Annotated in this window: 22 protein-coding genes; 18 read left to right on the forward strand and 4 right to left on the reverse strand. The window is 45.5% G+C overall.

The window, feature by feature from the left end; all coding sequences use genetic code 11:
* Positions 1 to 71: 71 nt before the first annotated feature.
* The 8 genes from B5F87_RS12695 to B5F87_RS12730 all read left to right on the forward strand — a co-directional run bounded on the left by B5F87_RS12695 (position 72) and on the right by B5F87_RS12730 (position 9,846).
* A complete protein-coding gene (locus B5F87_RS12695) occupies positions 72 to 749 on the forward strand; it encodes an ABC transporter ATP-binding protein (protein WP_087281608.1) in 678 nt (225 codons plus the stop codon).
* A 17-nt stretch (positions 750 to 766) separates the two neighbouring features.
* Positions 767 to 2,788, forward strand: coding sequence for an ABC transporter permease (locus B5F87_RS12700; protein WP_158097048.1), 2,022 nt, complete (start codon positions 767 to 769; stop codon positions 2,786 to 2,788).
* A gap of 147 nt (positions 2,789 to 2,935) precedes the next feature.
* Positions 2,936 to 3,460 (forward strand): nitroreductase, encoded by a 525-nt coding sequence (locus B5F87_RS12705; protein WP_087281612.1) that lies wholly within the window; start codon positions 2,936 to 2,938, stop codon positions 3,458 to 3,460.
* A 194-nt stretch (positions 3,461 to 3,654) separates the two neighbouring features.
* On the forward strand, positions 3,655 to 4,245 hold the full coding sequence (locus tag B5F87_RS12710) for a hypothetical protein (protein WP_087281615.1): 591 nt from the start codon (positions 3,655 to 3,657) through the stop codon (positions 4,243 to 4,245).
* A gap of 15 nt (positions 4,246 to 4,260) precedes the next feature.
* Positions 4,261 to 4,989: a TraX family protein gene (locus tag B5F87_RS12715; RefSeq protein ID WP_087281617.1), complete on the forward strand. Its 729-nt coding sequence runs from the start codon at positions 4,261 to 4,263 to the stop codon at positions 4,987 to 4,989.
* A 73-nt stretch (positions 4,990 to 5,062) separates the two neighbouring features.
* Positions 5,063 to 6,271 (forward strand): family 10 glycosylhydrolase, encoded by a 1,209-nt coding sequence (locus B5F87_RS12720; protein WP_087281619.1) that lies wholly within the window; start codon positions 5,063 to 5,065, stop codon positions 6,269 to 6,271.
* Between the two features lie 255 nt (positions 6,272 to 6,526).
* Entirely contained in the window at positions 6,527 to 8,497 is a 1,971-nt protein-coding gene (locus B5F87_RS12725; RefSeq protein WP_087281621.1) for a metallophosphoesterase family protein, read from the forward strand.
* 143 nt (positions 8,498 to 8,640) lie between these two features.
* The gene (locus B5F87_RS12730; protein ID WP_087281623.1) at positions 8,641 to 9,846 is read left to right on the forward strand and encodes a YibE/F family protein; all 1,206 of its coding nucleotides are present in this window, start codon (positions 8,641 to 8,643) and stop codon (positions 9,844 to 9,846) included.
* A gap of 221 nt (positions 9,847 to 10,067) precedes the next feature.
* Here B5F87_RS12730 and B5F87_RS12735 read toward each other — a convergent pair whose 3' ends face one another.
* Complete coding sequence (locus B5F87_RS12735; protein WP_087281625.1) at positions 10,068 to 11,108, reverse strand: hypothetical protein; 1,041 nt, start codon at positions 11,106 to 11,108, stop codon at positions 10,068 to 10,070.
* A 335-nt stretch (positions 11,109 to 11,443) separates the two neighbouring features.
* Here B5F87_RS12735 and B5F87_RS12740 point away from each other — a divergent pair, with 335 nt between their 5' ends.
* Positions 11,444 to 12,238, forward strand: a complete 795-nt coding sequence (locus tag B5F87_RS12740; RefSeq protein ID WP_242964472.1) for a copper homeostasis protein CutC — start codon at positions 11,444 to 11,446, stop codon at positions 12,236 to 12,238.
* Positions 12,239 to 12,295: 57 nt separating this feature from the next.
* On the forward strand, positions 12,296 to 12,772 hold the full coding sequence (locus B5F87_RS12745) for an HD domain-containing protein (protein WP_087281746.1): 477 nt from the start codon (positions 12,296 to 12,298) through the stop codon (positions 12,770 to 12,772).
* Between the two features lie 52 nt (positions 12,773 to 12,824).
* Here the strand turns inward: B5F87_RS12745 and B5F87_RS12750 are convergent, their stop codons facing one another.
* Together B5F87_RS12750 and pyk are read right to left on the reverse strand one after the other, a co-directional pair.
* Positions 12,825 to 14,060 carry a dicarboxylate/amino acid:cation symporter gene (locus B5F87_RS12750; RefSeq protein ID WP_087281627.1) on the reverse strand — a complete coding sequence of 412 codons (1,236 nt, stop codon included), beginning with the start codon at positions 14,058 to 14,060 and terminating at the stop codon, positions 12,825 to 12,827.
* 190 nt (positions 14,061 to 14,250) lie between these two features.
* Positions 14,251 to 15,669, reverse strand: coding sequence for a pyruvate kinase (gene pyk, locus B5F87_RS12755; RefSeq protein WP_087281629.1), 1,419 nt, complete (start codon positions 15,667 to 15,669; stop codon positions 14,251 to 14,253).
* A 198-nt stretch (positions 15,670 to 15,867) separates the two neighbouring features.
* On the opposite strand from pyk, the gene B5F87_RS12760 reads away from it, so the two are divergent.
* The 7 genes from B5F87_RS12760 (at position 15,868) to B5F87_RS12790 (ending at position 22,217) form a co-directional block, all read left to right on the forward strand.
* A complete protein-coding gene (locus B5F87_RS12760; protein ID WP_158097049.1) occupies positions 15,868 to 16,554 on the forward strand; it encodes a L,D-transpeptidase family protein in 687 nt (228 codons plus the stop codon).
* 216 nt (positions 16,555 to 16,770) lie between these two features.
* On the forward strand, positions 16,771 to 17,670 hold the full coding sequence (locus B5F87_RS12765; protein ID WP_087281633.1) for a DegV family protein: 900 nt from the start codon (positions 16,771 to 16,773) through the stop codon (positions 17,668 to 17,670).
* Positions 17,671 to 17,907: 237 nt separating this feature from the next.
* The gene (locus tag B5F87_RS12770) at positions 17,908 to 18,771 is read left to right on the forward strand and encodes a class I SAM-dependent methyltransferase (RefSeq protein WP_087281635.1); all 864 of its coding nucleotides are present in this window, start codon (positions 17,908 to 17,910) and stop codon (positions 18,769 to 18,771) included.
* On the forward strand, positions 18,771 to 19,280 hold the full coding sequence (locus B5F87_RS12775) for a Gx transporter family protein (RefSeq protein ID WP_087281638.1): 510 nt from the start codon (positions 18,771 to 18,773) through the stop codon (positions 19,278 to 19,280). Before B5F87_RS12770 ends, B5F87_RS12775 begins: the two co-directional genes overlap by 1 nt.
* An 18-nt stretch (positions 19,281 to 19,298) precedes the next feature.
* A complete protein-coding gene (locus B5F87_RS12780; protein ID WP_087281640.1) occupies positions 19,299 to 20,438 on the forward strand; it encodes an FAD:protein FMN transferase in 1,140 nt (379 codons plus the stop codon).
* Positions 20,439 to 20,563: 125 nt separating this feature from the next.
* Complete coding sequence (locus B5F87_RS12785; protein WP_087281642.1) at positions 20,564 to 21,184, forward strand: hypothetical protein; 621 nt, start codon at positions 20,564 to 20,566, stop codon at positions 21,182 to 21,184.
* Between the two features lie 403 nt (positions 21,185 to 21,587).
* Positions 21,588 to 22,217, forward strand: coding sequence for a hypothetical protein (locus tag B5F87_RS12790; protein WP_143405254.1), 630 nt, complete (start codon positions 21,588 to 21,590; stop codon positions 22,215 to 22,217).
* Positions 22,218 to 22,259: 42 nt separating this feature from the next.
* Here B5F87_RS12790 and B5F87_RS12795 read toward each other — a convergent pair whose 3' ends face one another.
* Positions 22,260 to 23,198 carry a glycosyltransferase gene (locus B5F87_RS12795; protein ID WP_087281646.1) on the reverse strand — a complete coding sequence of 313 codons (939 nt, stop codon included), beginning with the start codon at positions 23,196 to 23,198 and terminating at the stop codon, positions 22,260 to 22,262.
* A gap of 189 nt (positions 23,199 to 23,387) precedes the next feature.
* Between B5F87_RS12795 and B5F87_RS12800 the strand changes: the two genes are divergently transcribed.
* Positions 23,388 to 25,247, forward strand: a complete 1,860-nt coding sequence (locus tag B5F87_RS12800) for a DUF6020 family protein (RefSeq protein WP_087281648.1) — start codon at positions 23,388 to 23,390, stop codon at positions 25,245 to 25,247.
* Positions 25,248 to 25,344: the final 97 nt, after the last annotated feature.

Consider the following 25,344-nt stretch of genomic DNA (forward strand, 5'->3'; position numbering starts at 1 on the left):
AGTCACGGAGCTGTCATCGGAAGAATGCTATAATAAAAAATATATGAGATCAATAAAAGGGGAGGTACGCCATGGAAATCTTACGTGTAGAGCATTTATCAAAAATATATGGGAAAGGCGAGACGGAGGTTCGTGCCCTTGATGACGTTTCTTTTACCATGGAGAAAGGGGAGCTGGCGGCGGTCGTGGGCAAGTCCGGTTCCGGCAAGTCGACGCTGATGCATCTTCTCGGCGGGGTAGATCGTCCCACCGGCGGAAAGGTGCTGGTGGAAGGGCAGGAGGTCTATGGCCGCACGCCGGAGGAAATGGCGATTTTCCGCCGGAGGAAGGTGGGGCTGGTCTATCAGTTTTATAATCTGATCCCGGTGCTGAATGTGGTGGAAAATATCACCCTGCCCCTGCGGCTGGACGGTCAGCGCATCAATAAGGAACATCTGGATGAGCTGCTGGAGCTGCTGGACCTTTCGGACCGGAGGAAACATCTGCCGAAACAGCTCTCCGGCGGCCAGCAGCAGAGGGTTTCCATCGGGAGGGCGCTGATTCACGCTCCGGCGCTGCTCCTTGCCGACGAGCCGACGGGTAATCTGGATGAGAAGAACAGTCAGGAAATTATGGAGCTGATCAAATATTCTAACCGCAGATATAAACAGACCACGCTCATCGTCACTCATGATGAGAGCATCGCCCTGCAGACCGGCCGTATCATCCGTATGGAAGATGGTCGCATCGTCTCGGACGAAAAAATCTGATGAAGGGAGGAATGGATATGTGGAATAGTTTTTCTTTTCGTTATATCAAAGAAAACCGCACTGCCAGTCTGCTGCTGGCAGGAGCCGCATTTTTGTCTTCTCTTTTACTTTCTCTGATGACCACCCTGGCCTATAATCTGTGGATGGATTACGTGAAACAGCAGGCGGCGAAAGGAGTCACTGACATAAGACCGACAACGCTTTTTATCGTGTATGGTGTTGTTTTGGCGCTGATCTGTGCGGCACTTATCGCCATGATTCACAATGCGTTTGCCGTGTCCATGGGAAGCCGTCTCCAGCATTTGGGTATTCTGAAAAGCGTGGGAGCCACACCAAGGCAGATTCGTACATTTCTTGTGCAGGAAGCGGCGGCTCTCTGTGTGCTGCCCATTCTGCTGGGAACAGCCATCGGCGTGGGCATCTGCTATATGTTTGTGGAGCAGACCATCGGGCTTGGGCAGAGCCTGGGACTGGATGTGGATTACAACGTGAGCTTTGAATACCACATTCTGGTGGCAGTGATTTCTCTGGCGGCGGCCTTTCTCACCGCCGTTCTCTCCGCCTGGATTCCGGCGCGGAAGATCAGCCGTCTCTCGCCCATGGAGGCCATATTTGGCGGCGTCGAGCCGCAGGCAGAGAAAATGCGCTCCTTCCGTCTGTTATCAAAGACATTCGGCGTTTACGGCGAGCTGGCGCGCAAATCCATTTACAACAGAAGGAAGTCCATGCGGGCGGCGACCTTTGTGCTGTTTTTGTCGTTCATCGGATTTTTTATATTTTTAAGTGCGGAGACCATCTCCGGTCTGAGTACTCAGGAAACTTATTATGAGAAATATCACGATGTATGGGATCTTATGCTGACGCGGGAGGCCGGCCCGGAAAATGAGCAGAGCGCCGACGCAGCGCAAGTTGGCAACGCCCAGACCACGCAGTCCGCCAGCGCAGATTCCCTTCTGGAAACCTTGCGCGCCGTTCCGGGCGTCAGCCGGTGCATTTCCTATCAGGTTATCGATACTACGCTGTTTCTGCCGGAGGATATGCTCAGTGAAGAACTGAAGCAGATTGGCGTGGAGACGCTGCTGCCGGAAGCGGAGCGGGCGAATGTTGCCGGGCAGGAAGGCTGGCGGACGGCTGTGCATTTGTTTGTGCTGGATGAACAGAGCTTTGCCGGGTACTGCGAGGACCATAACATTTCCTCCGATGCAGGAGCTGTGGCGGTCAATCTCCTCTGGGATGACCGGGAGAGCGATTATATGAACCGGAAATATTTGCCGTTTGTGGCGGATGACTCCGGAGAGTTATATCCGGGTGAAAATGCATCGGAGCCTGTTCTTTATTATGACGCCTGCACGAACGAGATTCCTGCAATCCGGGAGGAACTGGAACAGAAAGCTTTGAATCTCGTCCTCTCAGAAAATGCGTTCCGGCCGTTGGCAGCGCTGCTCTCAGAAGCCGGTACATTTTCAGGCGCAGAGACCAATTATAACATTTATCTGGAAGAAGCCATCCGGGAAAAGGAAGCTGAGAGCGAGGCTGTCCGGGAAGCAATTGCGGCTCTGACGCCGGATGAAGGCTACACGTTGGAAGGAAGGATCCAGGAGGAGGCTTCCGACCAGGCGGCCAGAAAAGGGCTCCGGATCGTCATGGGCGTGCTGGCGGCGCTGCTTGCCTGCGTGGGAATCGCCGGAATCCTTTCCGCCACGCTGGGACAGATTTATCAGAGAAAGAAGGAATTTGCCCGCTATCTTTCCGTGGGCGTGTCACCGAAAGATATGCAGAAACTCCTCTTTCTGGAAGGACTTTTCATCATCGGGCGACCGTTCCTGATGGCGGTGATCATTGATGTCCCTGTTACGGCGCTGCTCTTACAGATGTCGCCGCCTACTGCCGGGCAGTTTATAAGTCACCTGCCTCTCGTACCTGTTCTGATTTTTCTCTGTATATCGGCGGGCGCAGTGAGCCTTGCTTATCTGGCGGCGGCCAGAAGTATCTGCCAGGGAGACCTTGTGGAAATATTGAAAGATGAAACTATGGTGTGAAAATAAAACTTGGCGGGACAGAGTATGAGGAGATGGGATTTAGCGCGGCAAAATATGAGAATGGAATTCACTCTGGCACATTTCTTTCAAAAGGACTATAATAGATTCTGGCAATAAAAATATGCCGGTACAAAGGGAGGTTTGACAATGAGTGATTTGATTCAGGAAATGATTACGAGAAGAAGCGTGCGCAAATACAAACCGGATATGATTCCGAAGGAGACCATCGACAAGATCATCGAGGCCGGACTGTATGCGCCGAGCGGCATGGGACGTCAGCCGGTCATCATTCTGGCTGTTACAAATAAGGAGGTCAGAGACCGTCTCTCCAAACTCAACGCGGGTATCATGGGAGCGGATGGAACCGATCCGTTCTACGGCGCGCCGGTGGTGCTTGTAGTTCTGGCAGATAAAAAGGTTCCGACCTATCTCTATGATGGAAGCCTTGTGATGGCAAACCTCATGCTTGCCGCTCACGATCAGGGTATCGGGAGCTGCTGGATTCACAGGGCAAAAGAAGAGTTTGAACAGAAAGAAGGTAAAGAACTGCTGAAAAGCCTTGGCATCGAGGGAGAGTACGAGGGCATCGGTCACTGTATTTTAGGCTATGCCGACGAGCCGGCGAAGGAGGCCGCGCCGAGAAAAGAAAAACGAGTATATTACGTGGAATAAAAAGAATCCTCTTTTTGCAGAATACATTTTCTGTGAAAAGGGGATTTTTATGAATATCATATTACTGAAATAATTTCGGTGTAAGATAAATTCTATCAAAACAGAATTGTGGTAAAATTCTCTATGGCATATTTCCTGTGAATCCGGTATAATGGGGCTGTATTCCAGACAAAAAAGATTTTAAGGAGGACAACATGAAAAACAACAAGGATAAATTCAAAGTATATTCCAATGACAATATGCCTAAGAAGAATCAGCAGGAGGAAGAGATTTCTGTAGAGCTGGAAGTGCCGCATGAAGATCTGGTCACAGGGCTGTTTGTCACCAGTCCGTATTTTATGGAGATGATGACGGCGCAGGATTATTTCTATTATCCGGTGGATGTGGAAGCGCAGGAGTCTCTGATGGCGCCGATGCTCAGCCCGGATGTGCTTCATGATTTCCTGAAGAATACAGAGATCTTCCGGAAGAAGGAAGGCGTTCCGGCTGCTCTGTTTTTACATATTCCGGTGGAAGATGAGGATGAAGAGCAGGATTTGGTCTCCATCTTCGACGGCGTGATCCAGACAGAATTTACAAAGTTCTTCCACACAGTAGTGGCAGCTATGAATCCGGAATCCGCACTGGACGAGGGATTTGAGGACGTGTTCGAAAGTCTCATGGAAGAGATGGCCGACAACGGATACCTTGATAATGTGATCAACAACATTGCCGATTATATGAGCGATCCGGAAGTAATGGAGGCCATACTGTTTCCGGAAGAAGATGACGACGATGAAGAATAAAGGGGGAAACCGCAGATGAGCCGTGGACTGAACCGGGATGAGATCAAGCTCATCGCCATGGGAACCATGCTGCTCAATCATGTGGCGACAGTGTTTATGGAGCCGGGAACATTTCTTTACGAACTGTTCCTGGACATCGGATATTTCACAGCCATCACCATGTGCTATTTTCTGGTGGAAGGCTGGCATTATACCCATTCCAGAAAACAATACGCGCTCCGGCTCCTTGTTTTTGCACTGCTGTCGCAGATTCCGTTCAGCCTTGCTTTTGCAGAAGGAGGGAAGCTTCGATATTCCAGTCTGAATATGATGTTCACCCTGTTTTTCTGTTTCCTCATCGTCTGTGCGCTGAAGCAGATTCCAAACCCGGCTCAGAGCAAAGGTGCTGCGCTCCTTCTGACGTGCTGCACCGTTTTCTGTGACTGGGCTGTTTTTGCAGCCGTATTTACCTGGCTGTTTGTCTGGGCAGACGGTTCGGAGGAAAGGAGACGGTCGGCATACACCTGGGCGGTGGGAACGTTCGGCGTCTTCACGCTGCTCTCCGGCATCGGCCGCTTCACACCGGCCGGGCTGCTTTTTTATGCGCTGGGGGCGACAGCGGGAGTAGCTCTGTCTGCTTACTGCATTCTGTATTGGTACAACGGAAAACGGATGGAAAGGGGAAGAAAATTTTTTCAGTGGTTTTTCTATCTGTTCTATCCGGTTCACCTTTTGATTCTGGGACTGCTGCGCTTTGTCCTGTAGCAGCCCTGTGTGACAGAAGCCTGACGGCAAAGAATAAGACGAAGAGAAGAACAAAACGAGTAGGAGGAAGATAATGAAAAAACGTATTACAGCTATACTGCTGGCTCTTCTTATGGTCTGCGGCATCCTGGCTCCGGTACAGACGGAAGCGGCTGCATCGTCAGACGATTACAGAGCTGTGTGGTTTTCTTATTATGATTATGAAGAGTATCTGGACTCTGCGGATTCCAACAATGCATCAGAATTTACCAGCTTCTTTCGGAACGTAGTAAGTAAATGTAAAACCCGTGGAATGAACAGAATCATCGTGCAGGTTCGTCCGACCGGCGACGCCATTTATGATTCTGACATCTTCCCGACTTCCGCGTACATTTCCGGAAAACAGGGACGGGACATTTCCTACGACCCGCTGGAAATCATGGTGGAGGAGGCTCACAGACAGGGTCTTGCCATTGAGGCGTGGATTAATCCGTACCGGGTATCTTTTAACACCAGCTATTCACAGCTTTCCAAAGATAATCCGGCCAGAAAATGGCACGAATCCAGCAACGCTTCCGAGCGGAGAAATGTACTGTCCTACAATGGTCAGCTCTACTATAATCCTTCCAAACCGGAGGTGCGCCAGCTGATCATCGACGGCGTGGAAGAGATTGTGCGTAACTATGACGTGGACGGCATACATATGGATGACTACTTCTATCCAAGCTTCTCATCCAGCAACTACAACAAAACATTTGATGCCCAGGAATATAACGCCTCCACTGAGAAGCAGAACGGTATGTCCATCAAAAACTACAGAAGAAAACAGGTCAACAAGCTGGTAAAAGGCATCAAAAAAGCCATCGACGCCATTGATCCGGACGTGGTGTTCGGCATCAGCCCGGCTGGCAACATCGACAGCCTGAACAGCAAATATTCCTACTATGTCAACATCAAAAAATGGACAAATTCTACAAAATTTGTTGATTACATCGCTCCGCAGATATACTGGGGCTTCTCCCACAAGACCGCGAAGTTCGACAGAATGACAGACCGCTGGGCCGACATGGTGGATCAGAGCAAGGTGAAACTCTACATCGGAATCCCTGCCTACAAAATGGGTCAGCCGTCCAACGGAACCACAAAAGCGGAGCGGAAAGAGCTGAAAAGCAAGACGCTCCTCAAAAAGATGGCGAAATACGTGGTCAAAAACGACATAGACGGCATTATCGTTTTCGATTACGCCGACCTGAACAAAACAGCCTGCAAGAAACTGGCGAAATATTTAAAAAAGATATATTAATTATCAGTCAATTATGGACTTCCTTTTGACTTGTATCCCAAAAAGCGCCATTTTATATTAAAAAGGAAATAAACATAAAATAGCAAATTTAATAAAGAAAAAAGCCAATTACCTTTTGCTTTTTCTGTTAATTTTTACTTTTTTTTTACGAAAGCAAGGTAGAATCCTTTACGATGCATTCCTAAAATAAAGATAACATGCATGTGAAGAAAATCTACAAAAACAAAACAGAAAGGGCGAAAGGTAATTTAAGTTATGAGAAAGAATCAATTTAGAGCTTTTGCAGGCGTAGCAGCTTTATCTTTATGTCTTGGTCTTGGCGCAGCGGCAATGCCGATGGGAGCTAGCGCTGCAACAGAGCACTGGAATGATGCGTCCGCTTCACAGACAAGAAGCTGGGAAAATTATAAGAAAAAATGGGATACCATCAAATCTGACTGGGAAAATGTATCCTTAACACCAGGTGAGAATGAGACAGAATTAAACTTTGCGTGGTATAGCCGTACAGATCAGGCACCGCAGGTAAGAATCGCTACAAATCAGTCAATGAGAAATGCGAGATTATTCTCCGGAGAACAGGAAGAAATCACAAGCAGCTTAAAATCAATTTTTGATTCTGATAGATATGATTATAATGATAACTATATTGGTGAGAATGATCATTGGTATTCCAACAAAGTTACTGTTGATGGTCTGGAAGAGAACACCACATATTATTATCAGGTGTGCCAGAATGGAGTATGGCAGAATGTGGAAACTTACAAGACCAATTCCTTCTCAGATTTTTCTTTCCTCTATGTAGGTGACCCTCAGATTGGTGCCAGCAGTGGTCAGACAAACGCAGAAGGCGAGGGTATGAATCAGGATAATGGTATAGAGTTAGCGGCCAGAAATGATTCTTATAACTGGAACCAGGTACTGAATAAAGCCATGAAGGAAAATCCTGATGTCAGCTTTATGGTATCTGCAGGAGATCAGGTAAATACCAACAATAATGAGGCTCAGTATGCGGGATATCTGGGAGCAAATGCTTTAAAATCTTTACCAGTGGCAACAACAATTGGTAACCATGATTCTGGTTCACCGCAGTATTCTTATCACTATAATAATCCTAATACACAGGAAAATGCAGGTGATGATTATACAGCAGGAAAAACTGCAGCAGGAACAGACTACTACTATACTTATGGTAATGTTCTTTTCATTATCCTGGATACTAACAACTACAACTGTGCGACTCATGAAAATGTAATTAAAAAAGCTGTAGAAGAAAACCAGGATGCGAAATGGCGTGTTGTAATGTTCCATCAGGATATTTACGGTTCTGGTGCAGATCATTCTGATTCAGACGGTATGGTCCTCCGTACACAGATTACTCCACTAATGGATAAATACGACATCGATGTTGTTCTGCAGGGACATGACCATACTTATTCCAGAACTTATCAGCTGACCGGAGACGGACAGGAGCATGCTGCATACGACAACAGCAACTGGAGTGGCGATGAAAATTATCAGAGCGAGAATCTTTGCTATGAATTAAAGAGTGATGTAAAAGGCGGAACGATTACAAATCCGGAAGGAACAGTGTATTATGAAGCAAACTCTGCAACAGGTTCCAAATTCTATGAATTAATTCCGACTCAGCAGGATTACATCGCAGAGAGAAGTCAGACATGGACTCCTACATACTCTGTAATCAGCGTAACAGATGATTCATTCTCCGTAACAACTTACGATGCAACTACTCAGGAAAGAGTAGAAGGTTCTTCCACATATACAATCGTTAAAACTGATAATCAGCAGGAAGAGCCACAGCAGCCGGCAGATGATAACAATAACACCAATACTGATACAAACACAGGATCTGACAATAATGCAAATGTAAATAACGGTGCGCAGAATACACAGACTCCTGCAGCTGCTACAGCAACAGTAAGTAAGGTAAAAGGTGTTAAGGCTACCAATAAAGCTGGAAACAAAGTTAAAGTAAAATGGAATACTGTCAATGGTGCAGACGGATACCAGATCCAGTATACATACAAGAAAGGCTTTAAAAAGAAAGTGAAGACAGTTAATGTCAATAAAGCTTCTAAGTCTTCCAAGGTGCTAAAGAAAATGAAAGTCGGTAAGAAAGTTTACGTAAAAGTACGCGCTTACCAGAATGTAAACGGACAGAAAGTATTTGGCAATTTCAGTAAAGTGAAGAAACTTAACGTTCGTTAGGAAATATTCCATTTAATTTGAAGATAGCCGGGATGTCCATGGAGGGATATCCCGGTTGTCTGTTTTTGAAATATAGATTAAAAATGTGTTTGTAAATCAGAATTGAGAGAATATGTCATGAAAGTTGAAAACGGAGTGAAACAATGAATAAAATAAAAATGAATTGGAAAAAAATCACAGCAATCATTTTTATGGCGATAATTTATATTGCTGTGTTAATATATTGTAATAACATTGAAAAGGCAGAATTAATTTCAACGACCGGACAAAGTTATGAGAAGGCAGTTGTTACGGAAATTATTCGAGATAATATTCAAGAAGATGGAAACCGGTATGGTAATCAGGAAGTTGTATTAAAAATTCAAAGTGGTGAATTGAAAGGACAGGAAGTAGAAGCCACCAGCCCTAATGGACAGCTTTTTGGAGCCGACTGCGAGGTAGGAATGCATGTTATCGCCATTGTCAGCATTTCAGGTAATACGAATGTTGTGACTGTATATAGTCAGGACAGAAGTATGGCAATTTATGGTTTTGTAGCTTTCTTTGTACTTTGCGTCTGTCTGATTGGAGGATGGAAAGGATTTAAATCCATTCTGAGTCTTGCTTTTACAGGAGTTACGATTTTTTTCATTCTGTTCCCATTGATATATCGAGGATATTCTCCAATTTTAATGTCCGTAATCATTTGTGCTATTGCCACTGTGTTTTCCATGTCGATGATTGGAGGATTGTCGACAAAAACAGTGGCGGCAACCATTGGAACGATTTTTGGAGTGATTGCTTCAGCGGTAGCGGCATTGATCTTTGGACATTTTGCAGGAATCAGCGGATATAACGTATCAGATATTGAAACATTAAATTATGTGGCACAGTTGACACCGATTAAAATTGGCGAACTTCTTTTCTCCGGAATTATTATTTCTGCCCTTGGCGCAGTCACAGATGTGGGTGTGTCCGTGGCATCTACTATTCAGGAAATTCATCAAACAGATCCGAACTTGGGTAAGAGGAAACTTTTCATGTCCGGTATTCATGTGGGAAGAGATATGATGGGAACCATGGTGGATACTTTAATTCTGGCTTACGTGGGTACTGCTCTTTCTACGCTTGTTACCAACTACGCCTACGATTTAAGATATAATCAGCTCATCAACTCCAACAACATCGGCATTGAGATCATGCAGAGCCTTGCCGGCAGTCTGGGTATCGTTCTTGCTGTTCCGATTACAGCTTTTGTGGCGGTAGAATTGATATACCGGAAGCCGAAAGAAGAGAAAGCAGTTGCAGAGCAAATGTCGGATGGTGACAATGCGAATATGCCAGAAGGTATTTCCGTTTCAGAAAATTAAAATAGATGAATAAAAAGTCTATTGAAGTATATTAAGTGAGAACAGCGGATAATGCTGAAAGAAACTCCCGGAATTGTTGTATGAGGTACCCTTAAAAGTTGGAGCCAAAAACTAACTTTTGGAGGGCAGTTCAGTATTTCCGGGAATTTCTGCAATTGTCCAGTAAATATATGTTGTGATGAATTGGATTAAAATTTTATTTATAGACTATTTTTGAAATTTCATTTGTTTAGTAAATTTTGAAGCTCCGCCTCATCCATAGGAATACGCCTGGCCGCATCTTTGATATTTAATATGCCCTCTTTGACAAGTTCCAGATACGTCGTCATGCGTCCAGTGGATAAACCCTCGGCCAGCCCGGATTTATGTCCTTCGGCCAATCCGGATTTACGTCCTTCAGCTAGTCCGGATTTATGCCCCTCGGCCAGCCCGGACTCGCGTCCGAGGATCCATCCCTGTTTTTTACCCTCGTTCAATATTGTTTTTGCTTCATATTCCAGTATTTCTCCACCCATGATACTAATGATCTCCTTTCTGATGTTGTCATATTTCTGGCACAGGCTTTCGGCGATCCGCCGGCTCAGGTCGAGAATGGTCCGGCAGGTGTATTCTGTAATCGTGCCTTGTCTGGCCATCTCTTCCAGGCGTAATCGTATGTTGCTATAGATTTCTCTCAGGTGCCCCCGCTGAGCTGTGTCCTGCTCCATCTTCGGAAATTGCTTCTCGTAATAAAAAAGATGAAAAGGAAGAAGAATCAGAAGGTTCTTCTGAAACAGCTCGTCGGTGGTATAGTTTACAATGGATAAGATTGGTATCTCTAAAGTGACTTCTTTTTGTGTATTGTGCAGTTTCAAACGAATCTGCATGTTGTCCGGGGTGCCTGCCGTCTGCCTTAGAAACAGTACGGCGGACTTCGGGAATGAGAGAACGAGGGAGTCGTCCAGCTTCTCGCTGTTGTCCAGGGCGATCTGTGAATCGTACTCGAACATCCGCCGGTCCATGGTGGCGTCGCCGGTGCTCTGGCATTCCAGGTGGTAACGGATGAGAACGATGCCGGAGACAGTGAAGCTGCTGTCGGTGATGCGTTTATCACCTTGTCCGTGCTGCTGGTTCATGAAATGCTCGTTGGTCCCGAAGTGGATGGGTTCCCTGCCGGAGTAATGTTCTCCGAAAATCTCATTTAAGAGAGGGTGGATAAGATCCCGGCAGTCGTTGAGTATGGTACGAAAGACATCATCGTAAGTAGTGTGCTGCGCAGCCATTCTGATCCCTCCTTGCTGTCGGCTGCGTCTCTCCAGGCGGGCAGCGGCAGGAGTGTTTCCAAAATGTGCCCGCTGCCTGATGATTCATAAAGATTTTGATATTTTTTATGCATCTTTCAGATGTGTCCTGTTATTTTGTGATGTGTAACGTGCATTGGATTTTCAATATATTTTGATGTATTTATTATAACAGTTTTTTCAAGAAAAACAATAGAAAAAATATAAAAATTATTGTAACAATATTGTTGTTATGCCTGTGGAAATGTATTAAAATAATTTCTATAAACGTGTCTGTATGCCGGAATATGAACGTAGCAGAAAGGAATTCGTTATTTATGATGTCGGATACAAGGTTAAAAAAAGAGAAACGTCGACCATTCACCCTTGAGGTCTGTGTGGACAGTACAGAATCTGCACTGGAAGCAGCGGCAGGCGGCGCTACGCGGCTGGAACTGTGCGCGGATCTGGTCATTGGGGGAACAACGCCGGGGCTGGAACTGTTTCGGGAGATCCGGTCAGAGTCGGATATTGATATCAATGTGCTGATTCGCCCTCGGTTCGGTGATTTTCATTATACGGGGCATGAGATTGCGATCATGTGCCGGGAGATAGAAGCGTTTGCGAGAGAAGGGGCCCATGGGATTGTTATGGGAAGTCTTCAGAAGGATGGAAGTCTGAATATACCGCAGATGCGGGAGATGATTGCGGCGGCGGGTGACTGCCGCATTACCCTGCACCGGGCATTCGATGTGTCCCGGGAGCCTTTTCAAGTGATGGAGCAGGCGGCTGAGCTGGGTGTGGATACGATTCTGACCTCAGGGCAGGAGGCGGATTGCCTGGCAGGCATGGAAGTTCTGGGAAAGCTTATAGAGGGAGCGCCTGAGGGACTTGATATTCTGATCGGCGCCGGTGTGACACCGGAGATTATCCGTCTGTTTCTTGCAAAGATGCCGGCGAGACATTTCCACATGTCGGGAAAAAAGGTGATGGAAAGTGAGATGCAGTGGCGTAATCCAAAGGTGAGTATGGGACTTCCGGGAATCAGTGAGTTTGAAATTTACCGGACCGATAGCAATGTGATACGGGAGGCCAGACATATACTTGAAATGGCATGGCGAGGAAACATGTAGATTATTCCGGTAATGATAAACAGGCTGGCTGTGAATAAACGGGAGAAAGGAGAAAAAATGAGTCGTTTAAAAGAATTGAGAAAATACGTAGATGCTGAATTATTGCAGATGGAAAACAAAGAAAAAATGATCAGTGCGGCAGCGCATTTATATGGGGTATCGCTGGCAGCCACAATGATTGCGAAGAAACGGGGAGAGGATCCGGAACTTGCTTCCATGGCAGCCATGCTCCATGATATGCATGCGTATAAAACAGGTTCCTATGACGATCACGCACATAAGGGAGCAGAACTGGCCAGAGAGATTCTGACAGATCTTGGTCTCACCAGCGGTGAGGAGACGGAGATCATCTGTTCTGCCATTTATCATCACGATGATAAACTGGTGGAAAACGGGCCGATGGATGAGGTACTGAAAGATGCCGATGTGATTCATCACTGCATGAATGATCTGTCCAAGGCAGTGAAAGAGAAAGAAAAAGAGCGCTTTGCAGCGCTCTGTGAAGAATTCGGCATGAACCGGCAGACCATGTGACAATGTGTTTATAATCTGGCAGATTGAAAACGCAGGCACAGTAATAATCTGCTTAATGGTCTGCTCTGCTGTCTAACTTTATCCTGTCTTTCAGTACTGCACAGCATGACAGGTCGCCGATGACGTTGACACAGGTGGCACCCATATCGCACAAAGTGTTGATGCTTATGTACACACCCATGACTCCTGCAGGAAGACCGGCCATGGAAGCCAGAGCTGTAAAAGATGCGATGGCGCCGCCCGGAACTCCGGGAGTACCGATGGAGAGCAGTACATTTGCAAGAAGAAGTACAGCCATAAGTCCGATACTGATATTAACGCCGCAGGCGTTGGCAAAGAACATGATCATGAAAGACATCAGGATAGACACTGCGTCCATGTTTACAGTAGCTCCGAGAGGAATGACGATACTGGTAATCTTTTCGGAGACGCCGTAATCTTCTTCCATACATTTTTTACTGATCGGGATGGTTGCCGAGCTGGAACAGGTGCCGAAGGCATTCAGTGCGGCAGGAAGAATAGCCTTAAAGAATTTGACGGGACTTCCTTTTCCGAGAAACTTCACCGACAGACCGTACACGATAAAAGCAAATCCGAAGAAGGCAATGTACAGAATGATAAGCTGGGTCGCCAGAGAGATAATGGTGGATGTTCCGTTGGATTCAACAACCGGCACAATGGTACAGAATACACCGATAGGAGTAAAGTACATAACGGTGCTGATGATTTTCAGGCAGATTTCATGGATGGAATCAATGAGATTTAATAAAGGCTGTCCTTTGTCGCCGACTGCCATGATGGTAAATCCGATGATAACGGCAAATACAAGTACCTGAAGCATATTTCCTTCCGCAAAAGCGGTGACGGGATTGGCAGGAATCAGATTCTCGATGGTATCGAGGATACTTGTCATTTCTGTTGCCTGAATATCAGAAGTGGACATTTCAAATGTGACGCCTTTTCCCAGATCGATCAGACGTGGAATGATAAGGCCAACCAGACTGGCAAGAGCTGTCGTACAGAGAAAGTAGACCATAGTGGACGCGGTAATCTTTCCGGTGGTGCGGATGTTGCCGATGCTGGAGATTCCCATAATGATGGAACAGAAAACCAGCGGAAAGATCATCATGTTCAGGGCGTTCATGTAGATGCCGCCCACGAGACCGGTGATCGTCAGGACTGGCTCAAAGCGTCCGGCCAGGAATAAACCTGTCAGGATTCCAAGCACCAGGCCGATGAAAATAGCCCCGGTGATGTGCTGTTTGTACCATGAATAAAATGATTTCATACGTTTTCCTCCTTTAAATTTCTCAAACTTTATTATTATCTCACTTTATTTCTGAAATGGCAAGACGAAAAGCGGAAAACTAAAAAACAGGAAATCAAAAACACCGGCCGTTGTGATGGCAAATCATCACAATGGCCGGTGCTTTTATGCATTTGCATATGCCGCAAAATGGAGCGGCAATGAATATGGACTAATCCACAACCTGAACCTTCATCATATTTGTAGTTCCGGAACGTCCGATCGGAACGCCGGAGGTGATGACAGTCACATCACCGTCTTCCAGGTAGCCTTTCTTTTTAGCTGCAGAGATGGCGCGGTCGAAGAGAACAAATACTTCCCATTCCTCCTTCAGAAGAATTGGACGAACACCCCAGGACAGATTCAGCTGCCGACAGACTTTATCTTCAATGGCGCAGCCGATAATATCGCAGGCCGGACGGTATCTGGAAATCATCCTTGCGGAGAAACCGGATTTGGTTACCGTAATAATAGCCTTGGCGTTCAAGTCATAAGCTGTGCTGCAGGTTGCGTGGCAGATGGCGTCGGTCACGCCAGGGTTCTCGCTTAATGTCAGAGCGCTGAAACGTTTCTGATAGTTGATGGCTCTCTCAGCACGCATAGCGATCTTGGACATGGTTTTTAAAGCCTCTACAGGGTAAGCGCCGGCCGCAGTCTCGCCGGAGAGCATGATAGCGCTCGTACCGTCAAAGATGGCATTGGCAACGTCAGTGGTTTCCGCTCTGGTAGGGCGCGGATTTTTGATCATGGAATCCAGCATCTGTGTCGCGGTGATAACGATCTTGCCGGCGGCGCATACTTTGGTAATGATCATTTTCTGGAGAATCGGTACTTCCTCTTCCGGAATCTCTACGCCCATGTCGCCGCGGGCTACCATGACGCCATCAGAAACCTCAATGATCTCATCAATGTTTTCGATGCCTTCGGCATTCTCCACCTTAGCGATAATGCGGATATCTTCGCCTCCATTTTCCTTTAAGAGCTGACGGATCTGGCGGATATCGTCTGCATTTCTTGTAAAGGAAGCAGCGATAAAATCAACATCTTCCTGAATGCCGAACAGAATATCAGATTTGTCTTTTTCACTTAAATATGGCATGGAAATCTTCACGCCAGGCAGATTTACGCCTTTGCGGTTGGAAATCGTTCCGCCGTTGATAACCTGGCAGTGTGCGTCTTCTCCATCAATGGAAGTAACGGTGAGCTCGATAAGACCATCGTCGATCAAAATGCTGGAGCCGATGGAAATATCTTTAATGAAGTCTTCGTAAGTTACACTTACAATCTCTTCCGTTCCTTCCACATCTCTGGTAGTCAGGCAGAAATCCTGGCCCCTTTCCAAATGGATGCTGCCATTTTTAAAGGTCTTAATACGAATCTCCGGGCCTTTGGTATCCAACAGACAGGCAACCGGACGATGATGTTTCGCTCGCAAAGCCTTGACCTTGTCCATTCTTTCTTTTTGTTCTTCACAGGAATTGTGAGAAAAGTTAAATCTTGCCACGTCCATTCCTTCAATAATTAATTGTTCCAGGACATCATCGTTGTCCGTGGCAGGTCCCAGTGTACAAATAATCTTTGTTTTTCTCATCTTGTAGTACTCCTTGTTAAATGGTTAGTTATTGCTCGTACTTTCATTGTAAATCAATTCAAAAAATTGTCAATGAAAAAAGTTGTAAATTTTCTGCAAATACAGATTTCTATGATATACTGAAAAACAGAATAACGGTCTGCAGGGTTTTGTATAGCAGATGAAAGTCTGCGGCGAACAGGAATGGAGGAAAATGAATTGAATAATATAAGAAGAAAGTTTGTTGTGTTCCCGAAGAGAAGACGGATGGTCTTTCTCGGCATGTTGTGCGTGGGAGCGGGGGTATTTATGGGAAGGATGCAGGTGAATGCGCTGAATATTCCGGAAGAATACTCTGTACCGGAAAAGGTTTCCCAGCTTGCGGTGGTCCGGTATAAAGGAAACAGCAAAGGACGATTTCGATTTTACATAAAAAACAGCAAGGGTAAATGGAAGAAAAAGTTTGTATGTACGGCATGGGTCGGAAGACGTGGTATCGACAAAAAGAGAGAGGGAGATCAGAAGACGCCGACCGGTCTCTATTCTCTTGATCAGGGTTTCGGAATTCTGGGCAATCCCGGTACTAAAATGCCTTATGTAAAAGTAAACAGTCAGCATTACTGGTGCGGCGATTCTTACAGCGGATATTATAATAAGCTGATTCGCCGGGATGAAACGGGGCATGAGTGCACAGGGGAACATCTGATTGATTACAGGGGCGTATATGATTACGCGGTTTCCATCGGATATAATAAAAAGGGAAAAGCAAACAGGGGCAGTGCGATTTTCCTTCACTGCTCAAGAAACAGAGCTACGGCAGGATGTGTGGCCATCTCAAAAAAATATATGAAACGTGTGCTGAAAAAGCTTGATCCTGCGGCAAATCCCCGCATATTGATTTATTAATGACCGCTGCGGACGGCGAATCCTGTTTTGTGGAATTCTTCACTGTGAAGTTCTGACAGCATATTGACAAACGGTACTGATAATATTACAATATAGAAATAAAAACTACATTATGTGGAATGTAAAACAAGAATATGATGCAGGGCACTCTGTAAAATGCGATGCGATTGTCTTCTTGTATGGAAGTCATATTGTAGAAAGAAAAAGGAGACCACTATGAATTATAAAATTATCAGTGACGGATGCTGTGATTTGAGTAAGGATATCATAGAAAAATACCAGCTTCATATTATCCCTTTTTACATTTCCTTTGACGATGAAACGTACTATAAGGAGATTGAAGAGATAGGGATCCGGGATGTTTATGAACGCATGGTAAATAATCCTCATGTGTATCCAAAGACCTCTCTGCCGTCGGTGCAGAATTATATCGATGCATTTATGCCATATGTTAATGAAAATGTACCGGTTATCTGTATTTGTTTCACGCCGTCATTAAGCGGTTCCTACAACAGTGCCTGTAATGCCAGGGAGATTGTCTGCGAGGAACATCCGGAGGCGAAGATTACGGTCATTAATTCGGAGGCGGCGACGGTATCCCAAGGGCTGATGGTCATTGAGGCGGGCCGGATGTGCATGGATAATGTTCCATACGATACCTGTGTCCGTATTCTGGAAGAAATGAAAAAGACGAACCGTATTTTCTTTACGGTAGGCAGTGTGGATTATCTGAAACACGGCGGAAGAATAGGAAAGCTGGCGGGGCTGGCAACAAGCGCCCTGTCTTTAAAACCGCTGATTACGCTGGTAGACGGCGCCATCGAAGCGTCCGGTATTGGACGGAGCCGCAAAAAGACGGTATTAAAGACGATCAGTCTCATGGAAGGCTACTTTAAAGATAAAGGAGAGTCCATGGAAGATTATAGCTTTGCTGTGGGATACGGGTACGATATGGACGAGGGCAGAGCGTTTTATGACAGAGCAGCGGAGAAGATCCATGCTTCGGCCGCCGACAAAGATATCAGCTTTATTCAGATTGGCGCTACCATTGCCGTACACACCGGGCCGCATGCCATTGGCATCGGGATTATCAAACAGTACGAACATTTTCTATAGAACGGGCTGATTTGCAAAAAATAATTTATAATAAAAGATTCTTCATAACTTTCATCCTTCTTCTCAGGAGACTGCATGGCAGAGAACAAACAATTTCTGTGTGCAGTCTTTTTTTGATAAAAAAATGTGAAGAACTTCCCGGGAGGCATTCTTGTCACCAAAAACATCCTGTGATATGATTAGCCAGAGATAGTTCGTCTTTGTGAATATATACAGAAGGAAAAGGAAGGAAAGATTATGTGGATAGCCAGAAACTGGAAAGAATATGAAGTGATTGACTGCAGCGCGGGAGAAAAACTGGAGCGCTGGGGGAAATATGTCCTGCTGCGTCCGGACCCTCAGGTTATATGGGATACGGAAAAGAAGGACAGACGCTGGAGACGTCTGAACGCCCATTATCACAGAAGTAAAAAGGGAGGCGGACAATGGGAATTTTTTGATTTGCCGGAACAGTGGGATCTGCATTACAGGAACCTGACCTTTCATTTAAAACCATTCAGCTTTAAGCATACGGGACTATTCCCGGAGCAGGCGGTAAACTGGGACTGGTTTTCTGAGAAAATCCATAATGCCGGACGCCCTGTGAAGGTGTTGAATCTGTTTGCTTATACAGGAGGCGCTACTTTAGCTGCCGCTGCCGCCGGCGCCGCTGTCACCCATGTGGACGCTTCCAAAGGAATGGTAACCTGGGCAAAAGAAAATGCCGCTGCCAGCGGATTGTCCGAGGCTCCCATCCGGTGGCTGGTGGACGATTGTGTGAAATTTGTAGAACGTGAGATCCGCCGGGGCAATCACTATGATGGAATTATTATGGATCCTCCATCTTACGGCAGAGGACCGAAAGGGGAGGTGTGGAAGATTGAGGAGAAGATTTATTCTCTTGTTTGTCTCTGTGAGAAGCTTTTGTCAGAGAATCCGCTGTTTTTCCTGATCAATTCCTATACCACCGGCCTGCAGCCGGCAGTGCTTTCCTATATGCTTGGAAGCGCGGTGGCAAAAAAAAACGGAGGTATCGTGGAGGCAGAAGAAATCGGCCTGCCTGTGAGTGCCAGCGGCCTGGTGCTGCCATGCGGAGCTTCCGGAAGATGGGAGAGCAGGTAATGAAGAATGGGAAAAAAACCGCATTTTATGGAATGTTTCTGGCGCTGGCGCTGGTGGCGGGGTATGTGGAACAGCTGATACCTGTCAATCTGGGAGTGCCTGGCGTAAAGCTGGGGCTTGCCAATATTGTGACCATGGTTTTGCTGTATACGCTGGGAGCCAGGCCGGCAGCGGGCATTACAGCCGTCCGGATCTTACTGTCAGGCATTTTGTTCGGCACTGGTTTTTCAATTGTATACAGTGCAGCCGGCGCGGTGCTCAGTATTCTGGTTATGATGTTATTGAAAAGCACAGATAAGTTTTCTTACATCGGCGTCAGTGTGGCTGGCGGTGTTTTCCATAATGCAGGGCAGATTCTCGTGGCGATTCTGGTGCTTGAGACAGGAGCGCTGGTCTATTATCTCCCGATTTTGATCGTCGCCGGTCTTGTTGCCGGTCTCATCATCGGATTTCTGAGTGGTTTTCTGATACGCCGTCTGGCTCCGGTAATCCGGCAGACGATGGAATAAGAAGAAAGGAAATACAGGATGGAACAAATACGAAAGAACAGACTGCATATTTTCCGGCATTGGCATACAAAGAGAAACGGCATAATGTTCCCGAAAGGTGTTCGGGCAATAACACCTGTTTTGGTGATGGGGGTGTTGCTGTCGCTGTCTGGCTGTGCTGCGAAAACGCAGAACGGGAAAGAAACGGAAACATTTTCAGCAACAAATTTTGTTATGGATACAGTGCTGCAGGAGACAGTATATGGTCAGACGGATGTGACACAGGAGATTGCCGATCGTCTGACTGAGATAGAAACCGGGCAGCTTTCCTGGAGAGAGGAAGACAGTGAGGTCGCGCAGATTAATGCGCGCTGTGCAAAAGGTGAGAGAGTCGCCATGAGCGAAGATTTTTACAACTGGACGAAAGTGTCTCTGGATTTGGCGGAGAGAAGCGGCGGGGCCTTTGATCCGACCATCGGCAATCTGACCCGCCTCTGGAATATTGAGGGTGAAAATCCGGTAGTGCCGGAAAAAAACAAAATAGACGAGACCCTTACTCATGTTGGATATCGTTATATTAATATAGAAGATGAGGACAGAGGGATTTCCATGGAACAGGGATGTACCCTGGATCTTGGAGCCGTGGGGAAAGGAATAGGCTGTGACGTGATCAGAGATTATCTGGAACAGCAGCAGGATGTATCCGGAGCGGTTATCGCTGTAGGAGGCAGTATTCTTGCCTATGGGGATAAGCCGGACGGCACAGACTGGAATGTGGCCATTCAGGATCCGGAGAAGGAGGACGGCGAGTATATGGGAGTGCTCAGTCTGCCCGGGACTGTCTGTGTCTCTACTTCCGGGGATTATGAGAAATATTTTGTGCAGGATGGAAAGCGCTACCATCACATTTTAGATCCATCCACCGGATATCCGTCAGAGAGCGGTCTGTCTTCTGTCACGGTTGTCTGCCCGGATGAAGGAGAATGGGAAAACTATGCCGGGCTGTTGTCAGACGGCCTTTGTACCGCCTGCTTTGTGCTGGGAGAGGAAAAAGGTATGGAATTGCTGGAGCAATACGGAATGGAAGGGGTTTTTATTGACAAAGACAAGAATGTGACGGTTACCGATGGGCTGAGAGACGCTTTTGAACTTCTGAACGAGGACTATACGGTAAAATAAGCGGTAATGCAAATGGAAGGAAATGTAAATGGAGCTGTAATCGGCGCTTGACATATGACCATAACCAATGTAATTTATATATTAGAAGCAAACAGCAATATTTTATAATTACAGGAGAGGGAAGTATGAAAGCAACATTATTTACAAAGTGGAGATCCTTCGCCAGGATTTCAGTCGCGGCAGCGGTGTTCACAGCAGTTTTCGCGACTCAGCCGGCACTTGTTCAGGCCGCTGATTATCCTCACAGTACGAAAGGCTGGCTCCAGGCATGTCAAAAGGTCGGAAGAAAGCTCACCAAGCATAGCTTTACATATGGTATACGAAGCCGGGATACCTTAAAAGAGGGAATTGAACACGGAAGGAAAGCGAATTGCGCCGCTTATGTTTCCTGGTGTCTGCAGGAGTTCGGCGTGGTCGGAGAAGGAGATACGCTGTATACAAAAGGCGGCAAGCTTGTGACAAGGTTTGATACGTGGCAGCGGCGGGTAAAGATCATCAAGGTTAAGAAGAAGGCCGGAAAGGTGACAAATCTGAAGCCGGGCGACATTGTAGGATGGAAGGATATCGTCCATATGAATATTTATGCCGGGGAGAACTCTTATGGGGAAAAACTCTGGTTAGATGGCGGTTCCGCAGCAACGGCTCCCGGACGGCCAAGACGATATTATCGAGCCAACCAGATATTACCGTATAATTATCTTGATAACCACAAGATTTCCTTTATCATTCGCATCAAAGGATTATAAGATAGAGGCGTATAAATCAAAGGATTATAAGATAATAAATAAGATAGAAGCGTATAAGTCTTTGCCGGCTTATACGCTTTTGCTTGATATGCGCGTTTTGCGTGCTATCGTTTTGCAGTTTTGCATGCACGGTTTTGCATGTTATAAAATAATTTCTTGAAAAACAGTATAAATTCTGTTATAATATAGAACATGTGTAAAAAGACCAGGTCATGGCGACGCATTTCCGAAACATGTAGGGATACATGAAAAAACACAGATTTTATAAATTATTTAACAGTTTTGTAACAATTAGATTAGAAGATTACAAAAGTGTTAAATATATCCTTGACAAGTGTTAATATCTGGTGTATTATTTGTTACAGATAAGTTACAGAATATTATGCTTGGAAAGGAATGAATCATGATAACAACATATTTTGCAAACTGGAAAACCTGCCTTCGAATATCGGCGGTCGCAATGGTTATGATTGTGGCGGTTCTTGCCGTTAAACCAGTATCGGTGGAAGCGAAGGCGTCTGATTATTCTCAGGACATTGGCGGTTGGCTTGAGGCGTGTCAGAAGGTTGGGAAAGATTTGACAAAGTACAATTTTACATACGGAAGTCACAGCAAGTCCACATTTGCAAAAAGTGTCAAAAATGGAAGAAAAGCAAACTGTGCATCTTATGTTTCCTGGTGTCTGCAGGAGTTTGGCGTATTAAAAAAAGGACAGACTTTTTACACCAACAGAGGAAGGCTCGTTAAGAGATTTAAATCCTGGAGAGGAAAAGTGGAGATCATCCGGATTAATAAGCAGACAAGCAAAGTAAAGAATTTAAAGCCGGGCGATATTGTTGCATGGGGCGACATCGTTCATACAAATATTTACGCCGGCGAGAATGCAAAAGGTGAGAAGCTCTGGCTCGACGGAGGTTCCGCCGCAACAACAAAAGGAAGCGTAAGACGTTATTACCGTGCTGATAAGATAATGACATATGATTATTTAAATAAGCACAAAATCGCGTTTGTCATTCGAATTAAAGGATTATAAAATAAAAGCGTATAAGTTTTCATGGACTTATACGCTTTTGTCTTATATATTGTGAAATTTTTTTAAGTCAGATATCTGGATCAAACGCATCTCAAACTGCTGCCGGTCCTTTTGACGTAGTGTCTGAAGAATGATTCCTGCAAATAATGAGATAATCGCGGCCATTACGATAAATCCGCAGACGATCAAAGTTGGAAAATTAGGAACCAGTCCGCTATTGGCATAGGTGATCAGGATCGGTATAAAAAATACAGCAGAAATAATCGTCAGTACCAAAGAGATAATGCTGAAAAAGTTTAACGGCTTGTAGTTCTTGTACAACCGCAGGATTGTAAATAAAACTTTAAGTCCGTCAGAATATGTGTTTAATTTGGATTCGCTGCCTTCCGGGCGGTCACGGTATTCAATGATGACATTTTCAATGTACATATTTTTATCAATAGCATGGATGCTCATTTCCGTTTCGATTTCAAAGCCTTTGGAAAGAACAGGAAAGCTTTTTACAAATTGATAACTGAATGCCCGGTATCCTGTCATAATGTCTTTTATTTTGCTTTTGAATAAAAAATTGATGGATTGACGGACGATGGTGTTGCCCATGTTATGGAACGGACGTTTGTTTTCCTCAAAATAAGTGGAGGAAAGGCGATCGCCGACAACCATATCAACATGTTTCTCGAGAACCTGATCGGTCATCTGACGGGCATATTCGGCGGGATATGTATCATCGCCATCGGTCATGATGTAGCATTCCGCGTCAATTTCCCGGAACATCCGGCGGATCACGTTCCCTTTTCCCTGCTGATACTCGTGCCTTACGACAGCGCCGGCTTTTTCTGCCAGTGCGGCAGTGTCGTCAGTGGAGTTGTTATCGTAAACATAGATGACGGCTTCCGGAAGGGCTGATCTGAAATCTGAAACTACTTTTTCTATGGTTTTGCTTTCATTATAACAGGGAATTAATACTGCGATTTTATCCATATTGATTTCTCCTTTTATATTATTGCGGGGGCAGTGGTGAGTTGCCAGAACCCCTGAAAAACAATGTGTCTATTTTATCATACAAACATAATTATAGCAATTTAAAAATGGAGGATGACTTTTTTCGCGGAAGTATGTATAATCGTTTGCGTGGGACAGTTATGGGAAGGTTGGAAAGGAGACAGATAAATGATTGTTCGTCTGATCATGTGCTTTATTACTGCAGTTGCGTTATGCATGCGGTTTGAATTGCCGGAAGAGCTGAATGCCCTGGCCGGAGGGAGCCGCATGCTGAACATATTTTATAATTTTCAGCTTAGTCTGACGGGAACCATGGCGGCCGCGACAGCTGTTTTTGCAGCCCTGGTGATACTTGAGAAATATTTGCACAGCAAAAAAGCGAGGAGAGACTGGTTTTTATATGTCATCTGCTTTTTTCTGGCGGTTATCTGGGCGATGGGAGAAAGTTTCCGGAGAGTGGATTCGCTGGCGCTGCTCCATGCCGGAGCCGGACAGGCGGTAAAAACCATTGTGTATATTGCCGGGGTGACCTGGCTGCTGGCAGGACTGGCCGCATTGCTGTCGGCTTTTCTGGAGTCGGGATGGGACTGGCGGCCGGCTGAAAAAAGCCGCTGGCGCAGTCTCTATGCAAAGCATTCTTTTATGATTTCTTTTGCAGGTTTATTTGTGTGCTGGCTGCCTAATCTGCTTTTATCGTATCCGGCAACAATGTGCATTGATGTATGGAATCAGATGCTCCAGTTTTTTGGAGTTCAAAAGTTCACGACACATCATCCGCCGGCGCATACGGTGCTGGCAGGACTTTCAGAAAAAGCAGGGCAGCTGTTTGGAAGCGGAAATCTGGGACTGTTTTTGTATGTCCTTTTGCAGACCTTGTTATTTGCGCTGATCATGGCCTATATGCTTGAAACGATGCGAAAGCTGGCTGCCCCGGTATGGCTGAGGACGCTTACAGTAATCGTCGCTGTGGTTTCGCCATATTATACGCAATACATTGGAATGATTATAAAAGATACGATTTATTCTTATTTTATCGTTCTTTTTGTGATTGAGATTGTATATATGATCGTGTTAAAGCAGGAATACTGGATGAAGAAAAAGCATCTTCTTCTTTTGGGTATTTCGATAATTGGCTCTGTGCTTTTCAGAAATAACGGGAAATACGTCATATATCCGATGATTCTTTTGATACTCATTATGCTTGTGATACAAAACAGGAAAAAGGCGGGAACGAAAGTTGTTCTGACGGCATTTGCAGTCCTTGTCCTGTCAGCGGGCGCTGCGTCCGGCCTGCAGAGCGCTATGGTTCATCATTATCAGATTGAAGACGGAAGTATCAAAGAGGCGTTATCGCTGCCTTTTCAGCAGACGGCGCGTTACGTGAGAGATCATGGGGACGAGGTGACAAAAAAAGAAAAAAAGGCGATCAAGGCGGTTCTTGGCTATAATAAACTGGCAGAGCGGTATGATCCCAAGATATCGGATCCGGTGAAGGCGACATATAAAGAAGAGGCAACCATGGATGATCTGAAAAATTATTTCATGGTCTGGATACAACAGGGATTGAAACATCCGGTCACCTATATTGAGGCGACGATGAATCAAAATTATTATCTGGTATATCCGCTGGTGGAAAATAATACCCTTTATGATACGACCGCGCCGGAGAAAACCGCGGCGAAAGAATTGGCAGATGAACTGGGAATACACGAGATACCGGTCATTCAAAAATTAGATAAATGGAGAACAGGATTCAATAAAGAGCTCTTTTCGCTGCCTGTTTTTGGGCTGCTGGCAAACATGGCGTTTTTTAATTTGATTTTAATTTATTTATGTTATGGTGCCATAAGAAAAAGAATACCGGAAATGGTCATGGTTTTGATGCCCCTTCTGCTGAGTGATGCGATCATTGTATTGGCGCCGGTTATCAAAGGGCATCCAAGATACGCATTTCCGATTATTTATGCTATGCCTCTGGTATTCGCTTCTTTTCTGTTTTTTAAAAGAAAAGTTACGAAAAAGAAATAATCGTTGAAAAAGCGAAAGAATTAAGAAAGAGGTTTGCTTGACTTTTTCTGGTCAGGAGGATAGAGTAGGTATATTAAAAAAATTAGAGGAGGATTTT

Source organism: Eubacterium sp. An3 (genome assembly GCF_002159465.1).
In the GTDB taxonomy this organism is placed as follows: Bacteria; Bacillota; Clostridia; order Lachnospirales; family Lachnospiraceae; genus Anaerobutyricum; species Anaerobutyricum stercoris.

Bases quoted from the DNA above. Each gene is read 5' to 3' on its own strand.
- B5F87_RS12695 (WP_087281608.1), top strand. From the start codon at position 72: ATGGAAATCTTACGTGTAGAGCATTTATCAAAAATATATGGGAAAGGC.
- B5F87_RS12700 (WP_158097048.1), top strand. From the start codon at position 767: ATGTGGAATAGTTTTTCTTTTCGTTATATCAAAGAAAACCGCACTGCC.
- B5F87_RS12705 (WP_087281612.1), top strand. From the start codon at position 2,936: ATGAGTGATTTGATTCAGGAAATGATTACGAGAAGAAGCGTGCGCAAA.
- B5F87_RS12710 (WP_087281615.1), top strand. From the start codon at position 3,655: ATGAAAAACAACAAGGATAAATTCAAAGTATATTCCAATGACAATATG.
- B5F87_RS12715 (WP_087281617.1), top strand. From the start codon at position 4,261: ATGAGCCGTGGACTGAACCGGGATGAGATCAAGCTCATCGCCATGGGA.
- B5F87_RS12720 (WP_087281619.1), top strand. From the start codon at position 5,063: ATGAAAAAACGTATTACAGCTATACTGCTGGCTCTTCTTATGGTCTGC.
- B5F87_RS12725 (WP_087281621.1), top strand. From the start codon at position 6,527: ATGAGAAAGAATCAATTTAGAGCTTTTGCAGGCGTAGCAGCTTTATCT.
- B5F87_RS12730 (WP_087281623.1), top strand. From the start codon at position 8,641: ATGAATAAAATAAAAATGAATTGGAAAAAAATCACAGCAATCATTTTT.
- B5F87_RS12735 (WP_087281625.1), bottom strand. From the start codon at position 11,108: ATGGCTGCGCAGCACACTACTTACGATGATGTCTTTCGTACCATACTC.
- B5F87_RS12740 (WP_242964472.1), top strand. From the start codon at position 11,444: ATGATGTCGGATACAAGGTTAAAAAAAGAGAAACGTCGACCATTCACC.
- B5F87_RS12745 (WP_087281746.1), top strand. From the start codon at position 12,296: ATGAGTCGTTTAAAAGAATTGAGAAAATACGTAGATGCTGAATTATTG.
- B5F87_RS12750 (WP_087281627.1), bottom strand. From the start codon at position 14,060: ATGAAATCATTTTATTCATGGTACAAACAGCACATCACCGGGGCTATT.
- pyk (WP_087281629.1), bottom strand. From the start codon at position 15,669: ATGAGAAAAACAAAGATTATTTGTACACTGGGACCTGCCACGGACAAC.
- B5F87_RS12765 (WP_087281633.1), top strand. From the start codon at position 16,771: ATGAATTATAAAATTATCAGTGACGGATGCTGTGATTTGAGTAAGGAT.
- B5F87_RS12770 (WP_087281635.1), top strand. From the start codon at position 17,908: ATGTGGATAGCCAGAAACTGGAAAGAATATGAAGTGATTGACTGCAGC.
- B5F87_RS12775 (WP_087281638.1), top strand. From the start codon at position 18,771: ATGAAGAATGGGAAAAAAACCGCATTTTATGGAATGTTTCTGGCGCTG.
- B5F87_RS12780 (WP_087281640.1), top strand. From the start codon at position 19,299: ATGGAACAAATACGAAAGAACAGACTGCATATTTTCCGGCATTGGCAT.
- B5F87_RS12785 (WP_087281642.1), top strand. From the start codon at position 20,564: ATGAAAGCAACATTATTTACAAAGTGGAGATCCTTCGCCAGGATTTCA.
- B5F87_RS12790 (WP_143405254.1), top strand. From the start codon at position 21,588: ATGATAACAACATATTTTGCAAACTGGAAAACCTGCCTTCGAATATCG.
- B5F87_RS12795 (WP_087281646.1), bottom strand. From the start codon at position 23,198: ATGGATAAAATCGCAGTATTAATTCCCTGTTATAATGAAAGCAAAACC.
- B5F87_RS12800 (WP_087281648.1), top strand. From the start codon at position 23,388: ATGATTGTTCGTCTGATCATGTGCTTTATTACTGCAGTTGCGTTATGC.